This is a genomic window from Lacrimispora indolis DSM 755 (genome assembly GCF_000526995.1).
Classification (GTDB): domain Bacteria; phylum Bacillota; class Clostridia; order Lachnospirales; family Lachnospiraceae; genus Lacrimispora; species Lacrimispora indolis.
Window position 1 is genome coordinate 3,920,321 of sequence record NZ_AZUI01000001.1, and the last position, 13,387, is coordinate 3,933,707.

The 13,387-nt window shown below is 44.7% G+C and carries 14 protein-coding genes and 1 tRNA gene; 10 read left to right on the forward strand and 5 right to left on the reverse strand.

All coding sequences use genetic code 11. The features are described 5' to 3' along the window. Nucleotides 1-43: 43 nt before the first annotated feature. Nucleotides 44-328 carry a hypothetical protein gene (locus K401_RS0118745; RefSeq protein WP_024294398.1) on the reverse strand — a complete coding sequence of 95 codons (285 nt, stop codon included), beginning with the start codon at nt 326-328 and terminating at the stop codon, nt 44-46. Between the two features lie 281 nt (nt 329-609). Here K401_RS0118745 and K401_RS0118750 point away from each other — a divergent pair, with 281 nt between their 5' ends. The 3 genes from K401_RS0118750 (at nt 610) to K401_RS0118765 (ending at nt 4,053) form a co-directional block, all read left to right on the forward strand. Further along, entirely contained in the window at nt 610-2,592 is a 1,983-nt protein-coding gene (locus K401_RS0118750) for a methyl-accepting chemotaxis protein (protein ID WP_024294399.1), read from the forward strand. Then, on the forward strand, nt 2,589-3,041 hold the full coding sequence (locus tag K401_RS0118755) for a hypothetical protein (protein WP_024294400.1): 453 nt from the start codon (nt 2,589-2,591) through the stop codon (nt 3,039-3,041). The genes K401_RS0118750 and K401_RS0118755 overlap by 4 nt, the downstream gene beginning before the upstream one ends. Before the next feature lie 448 nt (nt 3,042-3,489). Next, nucleotides 3,490-4,053, forward strand: coding sequence for a DUF3793 family protein (locus tag K401_RS0118765; RefSeq protein ID WP_029700879.1), 564 nt, complete (start codon nt 3,490-3,492; stop codon nt 4,051-4,053). 82 nt (nt 4,054-4,135) lie between these two features. On the opposite strand, the gene K401_RS0118770 is transcribed toward K401_RS0118765, so the two are convergent. Then, the gene (locus K401_RS0118770; RefSeq protein WP_024294402.1) at nt 4,136-4,843 is read right to left on the reverse strand and encodes a Crp/Fnr family transcriptional regulator; all 708 of its coding nucleotides are present in this window, start codon (nt 4,841-4,843) and stop codon (nt 4,136-4,138) included. 191 nt (nt 4,844-5,034) lie between these two features. Between K401_RS0118770 and K401_RS0118775 the strand changes: the two genes are divergently transcribed. The 4 genes from K401_RS0118775 to K401_RS0118790 are packed head-to-tail and all read left to right on the forward strand — an operon-like array spanning nt 5,035 to nt 8,460. After that, nucleotides 5,035-5,895 carry a DUF3100 domain-containing protein gene (locus K401_RS0118775; protein ID WP_024294403.1) on the forward strand — a complete coding sequence of 287 codons (861 nt, stop codon included), beginning with the start codon at nt 5,035-5,037 and terminating at the stop codon, nt 5,893-5,895. After that, nucleotides 5,892-6,338 (forward strand): hypothetical protein, encoded by a 447-nt coding sequence (locus tag K401_RS0118780; protein WP_024294404.1) that lies wholly within the window; start codon nt 5,892-5,894, stop codon nt 6,336-6,338. Before K401_RS0118775 ends, K401_RS0118780 begins: the two co-directional genes overlap by 4 nt. 21 nt (nt 6,339-6,359) lie before the next feature. Then, nucleotides 6,360-7,670, forward strand: coding sequence for an amidohydrolase family protein (locus K401_RS0118785; RefSeq protein ID WP_024294405.1), 1,311 nt, complete (start codon nt 6,360-6,362; stop codon nt 7,668-7,670). A 34-nt stretch (nt 7,671-7,704) separates the two neighbouring features. After that, a complete protein-coding gene (locus K401_RS0118790) occupies nt 7,705-8,460 on the forward strand; it encodes a sulfite exporter TauE/SafE family protein (RefSeq protein WP_024294406.1) in 756 nt (251 codons plus the stop codon). A gap of 151 nt (nt 8,461-8,611) precedes the next feature. Here the strand turns inward: K401_RS0118790 and K401_RS0118795 are convergent, their stop codons facing one another. Further along, a complete protein-coding gene (locus K401_RS0118795) occupies nt 8,612-9,037 on the reverse strand; it encodes a winged helix-turn-helix transcriptional regulator (protein ID WP_024294407.1) in 426 nt (141 codons plus the stop codon). 144 nt (nt 9,038-9,181) lie between these two features. Here K401_RS0118795 and K401_RS0118800 point away from each other — a divergent pair, with 144 nt between their 5' ends. Next, entirely contained in the window at nt 9,182-9,574 is a 393-nt protein-coding gene (locus K401_RS0118800; RefSeq protein ID WP_024294408.1) for a pyridoxamine 5'-phosphate oxidase family protein, read from the forward strand. A gap of 375 nt (nt 9,575-9,949) precedes the next feature. On the opposite strand, the gene K401_RS0118805 is transcribed toward K401_RS0118800, so the two are convergent. Continuing rightward, nucleotides 9,950-10,021: transfer RNA gene (locus K401_RS0118805), tRNA-Glu, on the reverse strand. A gap of 147 nt (nt 10,022-10,168) precedes the next feature. On the opposite strand from K401_RS0118805, the gene K401_RS0118810 reads away from it, so the two are divergent. Together K401_RS0118810 and K401_RS0118815 are read left to right on the forward strand one after the other, a co-directional pair. Next, nucleotides 10,169-11,239, forward strand: a complete 1,071-nt coding sequence (locus K401_RS0118810; protein WP_024294409.1) for an acyltransferase — start codon at nt 10,169-10,171, stop codon at nt 11,237-11,239. Beyond that, entirely contained in the window at nt 11,240-11,422 is a 183-nt protein-coding gene (locus K401_RS0118815) for a DUF6472 family protein (RefSeq protein ID WP_024294410.1), read from the forward strand. Between the two features lie 208 nt (nt 11,423-11,630). Here the strand turns inward: K401_RS0118815 and K401_RS0118820 are convergent, their stop codons facing one another. Next, nucleotides 11,631-13,091 carry a nicotinate phosphoribosyltransferase gene (locus K401_RS0118820; RefSeq protein ID WP_024294411.1) on the reverse strand — a complete coding sequence of 487 codons (1,461 nt, stop codon included), beginning with the start codon at nt 13,089-13,091 and terminating at the stop codon, nt 11,631-11,633. Between the last annotated feature and the right edge of the window lie 296 nt (nt 13,092-13,387).

Here is a 13,387-nt window from a genome sequence, read left to right on the forward strand (position 1 = left end):
GCGTGATGTAGGATTCTGACCTTTGAGGCGCCCTGTTTAAAAGTTAGTTAGCATAGAACTTTAATATCAAGTTTACTCCGGCTCTGCAGGTAATGCCATATACGGCATTTGCATCTGTAAATGTTTGACGGTTTGGAGCAGCGGTGGTAGGATTTGTACTTTCCCATACGGCCACTGCGCCGCTGCGCAGGATCGTATTGCTGAATAATGCGGAACCTCTTACTAAAAGTAACCCCCAGCTTGTCGTGGAAAGATCAGCAGGAACCAATACTCCTGAAATTGCAGAAGCAGATGAAATCGTTTTTGCTATTGGTTTATAATTAGCCATAAGGATGCCCCCTTTTAACATGTTGTAGAAATACGTATTTCTTATTTATAGTATGTCCCCAGAAACAGAAAGTGACTGACAGGGGGAAGGGGCTCATCAATGACTGGTCCATGGTTATTAAGCAGACTTTTTTGTGTCTCATTTAAAAAATTCTAAAACCAATATGACATTTTTTACCAATAATCTCTTTTATTTCCATAAAGCTATTGTTTTTTATTCGAAATCGGTTATATTATTTTATAAGTATTAAATTATTTATGTAACAATACAAAGGAGGATATATGAATTTAAAAGGAATTCGGCAGAAAATCATCTTAAACACATTAATTGTCATCATAATTATTTCTGCGGTTACAACTATTGTATTGTCGGTTTCTGCAATGTCTTTGACCAATGCCACATTGATGGAAACTCTTATTCCATTTGCTAAAACTGCTTCAAAAAGTGTTGAAAGCAGTCTGCATATCATGGCAGACCGCATATTTATGATCGGGGAAAATCAGGAACTGTCATCAGAGGAAGCGACCATGGAAGAAAAGCGCCAGGTCCTTAATAAGGCCGCATCAGGCATAGAGTTTGTCTGGCTGGCTCTCTATACTCAGGATGGCAAGCTCTACACCGGCAACGGAAACAGTCCTGCCGATATTTCCGGGGGAGATTTATTTTCCATGATGCAGGAGACCCAGAACCTTGTCATAGGGGATACCTTTGTGGGAGAAAATGGACTTGAAGTATCCGTGGGAATGCCCATTACCACAGAAAAGCAGAACACCTATTATCTGGTGGGAAGCTACAAGTATGACATGCTTGACGACGTGATCAGCAGTATACATATCGGCTACAGCGGCCATGCATTTGTTATGAATGGAAGCGGCCAGGTAGTGGCTTATCCTGATACCGGCATCATCAAGAGCGGAGAGAATGTATATTCTCTTTATAAAAATAATGCAAAGCTTCTGGAAGTTTTTGATGCAATGAAAACAGGGAGGATCGGATCGGCTTCTGTGTCCATGGATGGAAAAGACACCCTGGTGGTTTATGCGCCTGTACGAGGTGCTAACTGGTATTTGGCCATCATAACTCCCAAATCAGATTTTACGGGCATCGTAAAGTCAGCTGTTATGGTCAATATAGGCATCATCATAACCCTTACCCTTCTTGCAGTTCTGTTCATCGCCCGCTTTGCAGGAAAAATCTCAAAGTCTTTGGGAAGCGTAACAGAAAGGATACAGAAGCTGGCCCAGGGAGATTTGACAAGTCCGGTGGAAGTGATGATGACAAATGACGAGGCCCAGACCCTCTCCAATTCTTTAAAGGATACCATTGAAAAGGTGAGCGGATATATTTCCCAGCTTCAAAATGCCCTGGAACAGCTTTCCGCCGGAAATTTAGACGTCAGCGTCAGCAACCAGTTTGCTGGAGACTTTGTGATTATGAAGGACTCCATTCAAAACATAACCGATTTCTTAAACCAGCTGATCAACGACTTGCAGCAATCGGCTGAGACCTTGAACCGTGCAGCCCAGGGTGTATCCCAAAGCGCCCGCTTTATGAATGAGTCCTCCGGCCATCAGTCAGCAGCCATTGACAGGCTTTTGGAAGAGACGGACTCCATATCCAAAGACATCGTCATTGTGGACGACCATGCAAGAAATGCCCGTGAGCTTATGGAGCAGTCCATGAAAAGGCTGTCCATGGGTGATGAACACATGGAAAACACCCTTCAGGCCATGAAGAATATCAGCCACAATGCGTCTGAAATAACAAAGATCACAAAATTCCTTGAGGAAATAGCCTTCCAGACAAACATTCTAGCCCTTAACGCAAGTGTGGAAGCCGCCCATGCAGGCGAGGCCGGGAAAGGTTTTGCCGTAGTGGCAAATGAAATCCGTGACCTTGCTGAAAAAAGTGCGGAATCTTCCAAGCGTACCGCTGAAATGATCGGAAATTCCCAAAGAGCGGTTGAAGAGGGATCCCAGTATGCCAATCTTACCGCCAGCTTCTTAAATGAGCTGACGGATATATCCAGGCAGACCTATGAGATCACGGAGGACTTGGCAAGGCTTGTAGGAAATGAAAAGTCCAGCCTGGAAAATGCGTCCTCAGACATCTCCCGGATCTCCCAGCTGGCCCGACAGAACCTTGAATCAAGCAGGGATGTGGCTTCCTTAAGCGGGGATTTAGCACAGCAGGCCCAAAGCCTTGAAGAAATGTCCGGACGTTTCCGTCTTCGTACCAATTCCGAAGGGAGAGATGCACAATGAATAAAAGAAAACGCTTTTTAATGATTTTCCTGTTCCTTCTTGTCGTATTATCTGTAAGCGGCTGCAAAAAAAAGGAAAGCAGGATGGAAGATGGCTTTTATACGGTGGAAATGTCGGATTACAGCAAAGGCTGGAAGGAATTTGTCACCATCCGCGTCAGCAACGGCAAGATTGTTACGGTTGAATACAATGCCAGAAATGCAAGCGGATTCATCAAATCCTGGGATATTCCCTATATGCGCAATATGAACGACCAAAAGGGGACCTACCCCAACCGCTATACCCGCACTTATGCCGCCAGCTTCCTTGCGGCCCAAAGCGACAAAGGAATCGATACTGTAAGCGGAGCCTCTTCTTCCGGAGGAAATTTTCAGAAAATGGCTTCCCTTCTCATGGAAAAGGCGAGAAAGGGAGATGCTTCTCTCGGGATTGTTGAATCTGAGAAATAGATTTAAGAAAAGGGGGTTGATACAGGTTTTTCCTTTCAACTCCCATTCTAAAGAAAAAGGACCGCTGCACCATAGGTAATTACCTATGGTGCAGCGGTCCTTTATTCTATCGTTCATTCAAGCTTTGGAAAAAGTGTCAGTAATTCCGGCTTTTACTTTTTAGGTTGAGCCGGCAAAGAAGCCTTTCAGGGCAACTCTGCCGACTTAGTAAAAACATGTATGTAAGCGCTCTGACCGCTTTCTCTTGATCTCTTATGTTTATAATATTATCATACAGGATAAATGTGAAGGAATTTTGACCAGGTTATAAAGAAAGTATGAAAGAAATAAAGAAATTCTGACAAAAATTGGAAAAGTATCCAAGCTGATGCTGCTTATAATATTCATAACAGGATAATTCCTGCGAAAGCAATTTCCATGAAACAGGAACGCAGGCGGAGGTGCGGATATGCTGCTTGAAAAAAATTTAATTGAATATTGTTCTCCCACACTGGCCTCTCTCAAAACGGCAAGCTTGTTTAATCATCCCTTTTCCTCGGAAGAGGAACTGGAAGACCAGCTGGCAGGCTTAAACAGCCAGCTGGAAGGGAAAGGAATATCCCTGCTGGTGTTGTGCAGGCGCAGGAATAAGGCGCTTATCTATGTCTGCCGGAAATCCCGCCTCCAGGCGGATTTAAGCAGGCCGGAAGTGGGCAGGTTCCTAAAAGCCTACGGCTATGAGCAAACGGAGGTGGAGGCTGCACTTAACAGGCTAAAGGAACGGCTGAACCAGGAAGGAGATTTTCCCCATGAGATCGGCGTTTTTCTCGGTTATCCCCTGGAAGATGTGGTGGGGTTTATCCAAAATGGGGGAAAGAACAGCAAATGCACCGGCTATTGGAAGGTATACGCCGATGAGCGGGAGGCAGCCCTGGTGTTTGCCAGATACCGGAAATGCCGGACAGTGTATGCCCAACTTTGGCAGAATGGAAGGACTGTCTGGCAGCTTACGGTGGCATCCTCTGACAAATAAAGAGAAAAAATACGAAAAAACCTGGTTTTCCATTAGAAAAACCCAGGGCAGATATTCCTTACGTGAAATAACATGGCCCCCATTATTTATCCTTGGCTGCATTCAGCCATATGACAGCAGCCTCATACTGTTCCCTGGAAAATGAAATTTTGCCTTTACAGACATGAAAGAATCCTTCCTGTTTCAGCTGATAGATAGTGCGGTTGAGCGTTTTTACATTGACTCCGATCTCTTCCTGGAGAAGCTGGCGCGTCCGGTTGATGGTCAGGTTTTCCGAAGGTTTTTTATTATCCATGCCATTCTGCCTTCCGAAACGCACTATATAGTCTAACAGAAGATAGGCTGGAGGGTAAAACAGCTTTGCACCGTTGGTGTAAGAGGAGCGGTACAACTTGAATGCGGTGTGTTTGGAGGCCAGGCGCAGGATATTGATATCCTCCGAAAGCCAGCGCTCCGCATCCTTCCGGCTGATATAGGCAACCACGTTATCCGTCACAGCTTCAATGGTCACGGAGGTACGTTCCATACAGGCGAGTATGGTAACTTCTCCGATAAAATCTATGGCCTTATTACCCTCGATCATATAGACATTTCCATTTTCAAATTCGTTGATGACCCGATTTTCACCTGCCGCTACAATTCCAAAATAGTTCAGCTCCATATCCTTCTGGTGTATGATGGAACCTGCGGCATGGGTCCGCACGGTGCAGCGGTTTCGTATATCATGGGGCATATTTTTTGTATATTCCCTTAAAGCGGGAACCCGGTTTTCCAGCTCAGTCAGTGTCATTCATATCCTCTCAATTCTTTTGTTTTGCATCCAGTATACCATTATCTAAAAGATAAAATCAATCGGGATTTTTTGTGGGAAGTGCTCATTTGTCCTTTTTTTAAGACGATGTTTTGTATAAAATACTCAACACAAGGAGATTGTAACAGCCGGCAGGGAATAAAGATGCCGGCTGGGAAGGAGGGGCTCTTATGAGCGGCAGCAAAAAAGAAACTTTTGTGTATGGTTCCCTGAAGGAACGGTTTGCGGTGGAGTGGAAGATATTTGCCCTGGCATTCGTCTTTATCCTTATTGCGGATAATATAGGGCAGATTAAGATCCCTGTTGGAAAAGGAATGTTTATTCTGTTTCCGATTTTTTATGCAATTATTTTAGGCGTGTTAAGCGGGCCTCAAGTGCTTAAGATCGCGGACAGCAAGCATGTTAAGGCGGCCTCCAGGCTGGTTGTGGTGGGCATCTGTCCGTTTATTGCCAAGCTGGGGATCACGGCAGGAGCCAACATCGACACCATCTTACAGTCCGGTCCGGTGCTTCTGCTCCATGGATTCGGCAACTTGTTAGGGCCTTTGCTGGCGCTGCCGGTTGCAATTCTTCTGGGAATGAAGAGAGAGGCCATAGGAGCCTGTCATTCTATTAACAGGGAATACCACATGGCACTGATCAATAATATTTACGGCCCTGATTCAGCTGAGGCCAGGGGGAGCCTTTCCATCTATATCGTAGGAGGTATGGTGGGGACAATATATTTCGGGCTTATGGCTTCTGTGGTAGGTATGACGGGCCTGTTCCATCCCCAGGCATTGGGATTGGCCTCCGGCGTGGGCGCAGGCATCATGATGGCAAGCTCCAGTGCCAGCTTGTGCGCTATTTATCCTGAATGGGCTGATACCATTTCTGCTATGGCCAGTGTGGGAGAGACCATAGCTGGAATTACCGGAATGTATATCACCATGTTTATTGCTATTCCCATGACGGACAGGCTTTATAGGTACTTAGAGCCGAAGCTGGAGAAAATCACCCTTAAGAATAAGGAGAAAGAGGAGACAGTATGAGATACATAGAATGGCTTATCTTATTTGTAATTGCTGCCTGCGGCACAGGGCTGGCCAATTTTATCGGGTATGGAACAGGATTTAGCACATCCCTTCCGGGCTTAACAGTACTTATTGTGATTTCCATGATTGCAGTATTTTTAACAAAGGTTCTTCCCCTTAAGCTTCCCATAGTGGCTTACTGTTCCATAATCGGACTGCTGTCAGCCTCCCCAGTTTCTCCTGTCAGGGATTTTGTGATCCAGGCAGCCTCCAATATTAATTTTACAGCTCCCTTTACTATGGTGGGTGCTTTCGCAGGCCTGGCGATCAGCGATCAGTTAAAGACTTTTGTCAGCCAGGGCTGGAAGATACTGATTGTAGGAATTTTTGTTATGACCGGAACCTTCTTAGGTTCCTGCCTCTGGGATCAGATGCTGCTGTCACTGGCAGGCGTAATTTAGCAACATTAAGGAGATAAAAATATGCGGACATGCGATTTATTAATAAAGGACAGCAGTGTGTTAATCAGTGCAGAAACATTGCGGGAGCATACGGATATCGTCATAAATGCCGGACGGATCGAAGAGGCAGGGGCAGGTCTGTGGAAAAAATACCGGGCCTCTGAGACCATTAATGGAAAGGGAAAGCTTTTCATGCCCGGTCTTATTGACAGCCATGTACATACGGGACAGCAGCTGCTGAAGGGGTTTGTGCTGGATGCAAAACCAATTATCTGGACCAGGATCATGCTTCCTTTTGAGAGCACCCTGACTTCGGAAAAGATGCGGCTCAGCGCCCAGGCTGCGGCTCTGGAAATGATAAAAAGCGGTACCACAGGATTTATAGATGCAGGAAGTTACTTTATGGAAGATGCAGCAGCTGTGTATGCTGAAAGCGGGTTAAGAGGCGCTCTTTCCTACTCAACAATGGATGAGGAGGGCCTTCCGGAATCCATTTCAATGAGCGCAAAGGAAGCGGTAAAGCGTACGGACTCCCTGTATGACAGATTTCATGGAAAAGGGAGCTTAAAGGTATATTACTCTCTGCGGGCTTTAAATTCCTGCACCAGCCGTTTGGTGGAACTGGAGTCAGAACATGCCAAGGAGCGGGGAACTATGCTTCAGGCTCACATGAATGAGTATATGGGCGAAATAAATGGAATCATGGCCCGCGAAGGAATGCGGCCTTACGAATACCTTGAGAAAATGCAGGTGCTTGACAGCAACTTCCTGGGCGCCCACAGCCTGATTCTTTCTGATGAAGAAAAGGCTCTCATAAAGGAGAGAGGAGTAAAGGTGTGCCACTGTCCTTTCAGCAACTGCGGAAAAGCAGTACCGGATACGCCCCAGCTTCTGGATATGGGAATTTCAATAGGCATGGGTACGGATGGTGCGGCCCATGGCGGCTTAAGCCTTTGGAATGAGATGAAGATATTCCGTTCTCTTATGAACATTTATCATGGTGTGCCCGGCAGCAATCCAAAGATAATGCCGGCAGAAACTATTTTCCGGATGGTTCTGGAAGGCGGCGCAGCAGCTCTTTACGAGGAAGACAGCCTGGGACGGCTGGAGTCCGGATACAAAGCAGATATCATAAGCATAAACATGGATCAGCCCCACCTTTGTCCTACAGGCAATAAGCTTCATACATTGCTGGAATGCGTCAACGCCGGAGATGTAGCGGATATGATAGTAGGCGGCAGGCTAATAATGAAGGACAGGGAAGTGCTGTCCATGGATGAGGAAAAGATTTTGTATGAGTCAGGGAAATATATGGAATCGGTGAATAAGTAATGATTACGAAGAAACAAGGAGGATATATTGGATCATGGTATTTTGGCTGATTGCTGCGGCTGCCAACCTGGTGGTAGGAGCATTTGTAGGACTTACGGGAGTGGCGGGATTTCTTCTTCCCATTGTATATACCGGGCCTTTGTCGATGGGTGTAACGGAGGGGCTGGCTCTCAGCTTTGCAGCTTTTATCGTATCAGGAGCTCTTGGCTCAGTAAACTACAAAAGAGCGGGCAACCTGGATATTCCCTTTGGGATCCGTTTAAGCCTGGGGAGTCTTCTTGGAGCAGTTATTGGTGTAAAACTGAACTTAATCATACCGGAATCCATGGTGAAAATTCTTTTGTATGTGGTGGTTCTTTTATCAGGAATTTCTATTCTTCTCAGGAAAGACCGGACGGAAGAGGAAGGGAACAAAGGCTATGTTATATCAGACCACCTGGCAGCAACCCTGGTCCTGGGGTTTGTGACAGGCATGATCTGCGCCCTTTCCGGTGCAGGAGGTCCGGTTCTGGTCATGCCTCTCCTGGTGGTCCTGGGTATCGGCATCAGAACGGCAGTGGGTGTCGCCCTGTTTAACTCAGTGTTTATAGGGATTCCTGCCTGTATTGGATACATGATGCAGTGCAATATGAAATCCCTCTTGCCGGTGATGGCAGCAGCGCTGGTATTTCACGGTATGGGAGTTACCTTTGGAAGCAGAAATGCGGTCAGGATAAACCAGAATCTCTTAAAGAAGGGGATCGCTGTCTTTTCTATATTAATTGCCGTATGGAAGCTGTTCTTCTCATAAGGGATGTTTGTGTTGTCTCCATAAAAATCATTAGAAAAACTTAAAAAGGTGATTTCCTGTCTCTTCTTTATACAGGATGAAAGCGGTTATCTAAATCAATGGCACGGATTAACTCCGTGCCATCTCTGTGTTATATAATTAACATGGTTTTTTATTCAAGTCCCTCAATGGCCGGCTTTTCAAGATTTAACATTTCGCTGCACTTGGAACACGGGAAATTGTTGGCGATGCAGACATCCACATTACAGGTGGTTGTCTTATTAATATATGATACGCCCCACTCCATAATTTGAGTCATTATAGGAATAAAGCTCTCACCGATTTTCGTTATAGAGTACTCTACCCTTGGAGGCACTTCCTTATAAACTTCTCTATGAATGAGGTTATCTCTTTCCAGTTCCTTTAACTGCTGTGCCAAGACCCCGCGGGACACATCAGGTATGAGCTTTTGCAGTTCACCAAACCGCCTGGTTCTGCGGCTGACGATCCATAAAATAGTTAATTTCCATTTACCCATCAATAAATTCTGGGTTACAGTTACCGGACATAATTTGTTTGCATCAAATTTATCAGACATCAGAAATCCGCTCCTTCTCCAATAATCATATTTTTATGACTATGTCACAATCATATGCCTACTTGTAAAGCACATCTAATTGTCGTACTATTATATAGCAAAGAAAAACAGCAGTCAATCCCTTAAGACATGGAGGATAAGCCAATGAAAGAAGTATATGATTTTTTAAAAAAGTGTGAGACATATTATATTGCAACAATGGATGGCGACCAGCCAAGAGTCCGGCCATTTGGTACGGTGGATATTTTTGAAGACAAGCTCTACATTCAAACCGGTAAGATCAAAAATGTATCAAAACAGATTCATGCCAATCCGAAAATTGAAATCTGCGGTATGGCCGATGGTAAATGGATCCGCATTGAAGCTTTGGCTATTGAGGATGACCGGATTGAAGCAAGGCAGCATATGCTGGATACCTACCCCTCACTGCTAAAAATGTACGCGGCCGATGACGGCAATACCGAGGTTTTTTATCTCGAGGATGCCACAGCAACGATCTCATCGTTAATGGATAAGCCTGTGATCATTCAGTTTTAACCGAATTAAGCAGCGAAGCGGATTGCGGATATCCGTTTGACTAGCTTTTATAAACTGTTTTTTAAATCAAACTGTAAAAAGACCTGTCCTGCATATTTACTTTCATAAAAGGTAGGGCGGACATGCAGACCGGACCTTTATCTGCAAAAGAAACGCCGGATAGATCATCTGTCCGGCGTTTCTGTGGCTTAAATAATAACATTCAATTGTGTAAAGCCTGATTAAGAACAAAAGCCTGCCTCAGGATGATCCCCAAGGTGAGAGACAAATCCCAGGGTATTCTCCAGAGGGATTTTATATCATAGGAAGCACCTTCTTATGAAACAAAAAACACCATAAACTCCTGTAAATACAAGATTTTATAGTGTCGTTTTATGACCTATCCGAGAATCGAACTCGGGTTTCCGCCGTGAGAGGGCGGCGTCTTGACCGCTTGACCAATAGGCCGTTCTTGTGTGTCATCTCTGACAGCTTCATTATAATACCATAGGATTTTCCATTTGTCTACACTTTTTTTGATGAAATAAAAAATTTGTCAAAATCGGATTAAATATGCTATACTTTTCTAAGTTCAGAGGAAGCGGGAGGAGAGACATGGGGCTTAAAAAGCGGGAAGTGAAATACGATTATTTAAGGACTCTTGCGGTCTTTGCCATTATCATGATTCATGCGGTTCCGGCGGAAACCTTAAATTACAGGCAATGGCTGTTTTCGGCGGCCCTATTGCCGGTGCTTTTATCATTTGTAGGGATTTATTTTATGCTGAGCGGACTCTTCCTTTTAGAATCAGGGACAGAGGATATTCCGGGATTTTACCGCAGCCGGTTTCAGACAATTTTTGTCCCTTTTGCATATTACAGCGGGATCTATTACTGGTATTATGAAATTTATTTAAGGCAGGAACCCCTTAGGTGGCAGGAACACTTAGGGGCTTTTGGAAAAGGGCTTTTTATGGGAACCATTCCCATGACGCCCCATCTGTGGTTCATGTATGTGATCATGGCGCTTTACCTTTGTGCACCCTTTCTGGCCCGGATGATGAAGGCAATGAGCGATAAGGATTTAAAGCTCCTTCTTGCACTTATGGTGATCGTCCAGGGAATCTGTACCTATCTTCCGGCCTTTGGCCTGGATTTAGGAGGGAGCCTTCAATATATGATATTTAAGGGCTGGTTTCTGTATTTTGTCCTGGGTTATGCATTAAAGCGCCTGTACGGCAGCAGCAGGTATCTCCCCTTTGGGATTCTCGGCATTGCCGGTTTTGGCATCACAATGGTTCAAAAATGCCTCACCCCATCCTTTACACCCGGGATCCACGACTTGGCTCCCACAATGGTGGCAATTGCTGCGGCTGTGTTCCTGTTCTTTGAGCATTTCGGGGATATTAAAATGCCATTCCTTGCAAAGCTTGCAGGTCATATAAGCCGTTACAGTTATTCCATCTACCTCATCCATTACCTGGTTTTGGGGCAGGTGGCCAGAGGGCTGGTGGAAAAGACTTTCATAAGACATTATTATGTGCCCAAGATCCTCTGTGAGACAGCTTTGACGTTTCTCATTTCCCTGGCAGCCGCCTGGATCATTGACGGAACCATAGGAAAGCTGCTTAAAAAGGCAATGGGCCTGATCAGTTATAGAAGGAATAAAAGCAAAGGAGCGCTTTAAATGGAACGGAAAGCAAGCTGTGAATATTGTATACACTATGATTATAATGAAGAATACGAATGTTATGAATGTGAGATCAATCTGGATGAGGATGAGATGATACGCTTCTTAAGCAATTCGTTTCAAAGCTGTCCACATTTTAAATTCGGGGATGATTACTCGGTGGTGAGAAAGCAGATGTAAAAGGAAATGCTGAAAAGAAGCCCTGAAAAAGGGAGGAGCCGGTATCCCTCGAAGGAATACCGGCAATTATGAAAAAAATTTTTATCTCAAAGTATGTTGGCAACATCTTTTTCTGATGTTTTTAGTATATCGGTTAAATATGAAGAAAATTTGACCATGCTGTAAAAAGATTATGACCAGAGTGTGAACAATGGACTTGCTCCATGGATCAGTCTCTGAAATGGTAGCTGTCCAGCAGCTGGTTCTTCATATGCCAAAGCTCATTTGATAAGTCAACGTGGACTTCATGGGGATTCACCAGACGGCGGGACTCCTCCCAAAGGGTATCAAGCTCCTTTTTGCAGTAGGACTGGATATCCATAACGGCAGGTGTCTCATAAATGCATTTTCCGCCTTTAAATATTTGAACAAGAAGATCCCTCATGGTATAGCTGTTAGGTGCCAGATGGGTCTTTTTCCATGTTTCAATGGGATCGAAGAGGAGGAGGGAATGGTTTTCCTTAAAGACCTCTCCTTCCAAGCAGATTAAATCTGCAATGATCTTGCCCGTTTCCCGGCTGTAAATTCGCTTAATAATCTTGTTGCCCGGATTGGTGATCTTCTCCGCGTTTTCAGAAAGCTTGATCTTTGGTACAAACTGGCCGGTTTTTTTATCCATGACAGCCGCCAGCTTATAGACGCCGCCAAAGGAAGGGCAGTCCTTGGAAGTGATCAGATTGGTTCCCACGCCCCAGGAATTAATGGTGGCTCCCTGGATCTTTAAGCTGTTGATCAAAGTCTCGTCAAGGTCATTGGAGGCAGAGATCACTGCATCTGAAAATCCGGCTTCATCAAGCATTTTCTTGGCCTTTTTGGAAAGGTATGCCAGGTCTCCGCTGTCCAGACGGATCCCATAGTTGGTAAGAGGAATTCCTGCCTGCCGCATTTCCTTAAATACCTTGATGGCATTGGGAACGCCGGATTTTAACGTATCATAGGTGTCCACCAGAAGGATGCATGCGGTGGGATATAGCTTTGCATAGCTGCGGAACGCACTCAGCTCGTCGGGAAAGCTCATGATCCAGCTGTGGGCATGGGTTCCTCTCACCGGAACATGGAACATTTTCCCTGCCAGCACATTGGAGGTACCGATACAGCCTGCGATCATGGCAGCCCTGGCACCGTAAATTCCGGCATCAGGTCCCTGAGCGCGGCGTAAGCCGAATTCCATAACTCCGTCTCCTGCGGCAGCGTATACGACTCTGGCTGTTTTCGTGGCGATCAGGCTCTGGTGGTTGATGATGGTGAGCAGAGCGGTTTCGATCAGCTGGGCTTCCATAATGGGAGCAATGACTTTTACTAAGGGTTCGCGAGGGAATATGACCGTGCCCTCCGGGATGGCGTAGATGTCGCCGGAAAATTTAAAATGGTTGAGATATTCCAGAAAGTCTTCTTCAAACAGACCGGTAGACCGTAAATAATCCACATCCTCCTGGCTGAAATGAAGCTCATTTACGTATTCAATGACCTGTTCCAAGCCTGCGCAGATCGCGTACCCGTTGCCGCCCGGATTGCTGCGGTAGAAAACATCGAATATTACGGTCTCGTTGGCGTTTTTCTCTTTAAAATATCCCTGCATCATGGTCAATTCATAAAGATCTGTTAATAAGGTTAAATTGCGCTGGCTCATAGCTGTTCTCCTTTTTTTTCCTTTTACTAAACCTTTTCGCACATTATACCATAAGTTTACAAAAAAACAATGGAATTGACAAAAAAGTAACAATCTTAATTGGGGCATAAATATCGCATAAATATTCGAAAATAATTAAATAATCTAAATAATACAATACAATTTGAAAATTAATAATTAATTAATTATTTTTATAAAAAAAGACTTGCAAATCAGGGCGGGATAGTATATAATAAAGCCATAACAAAAGAAAAAAATATCTAATCCGATCTTCCTATTTCATTTATAGGATGGCA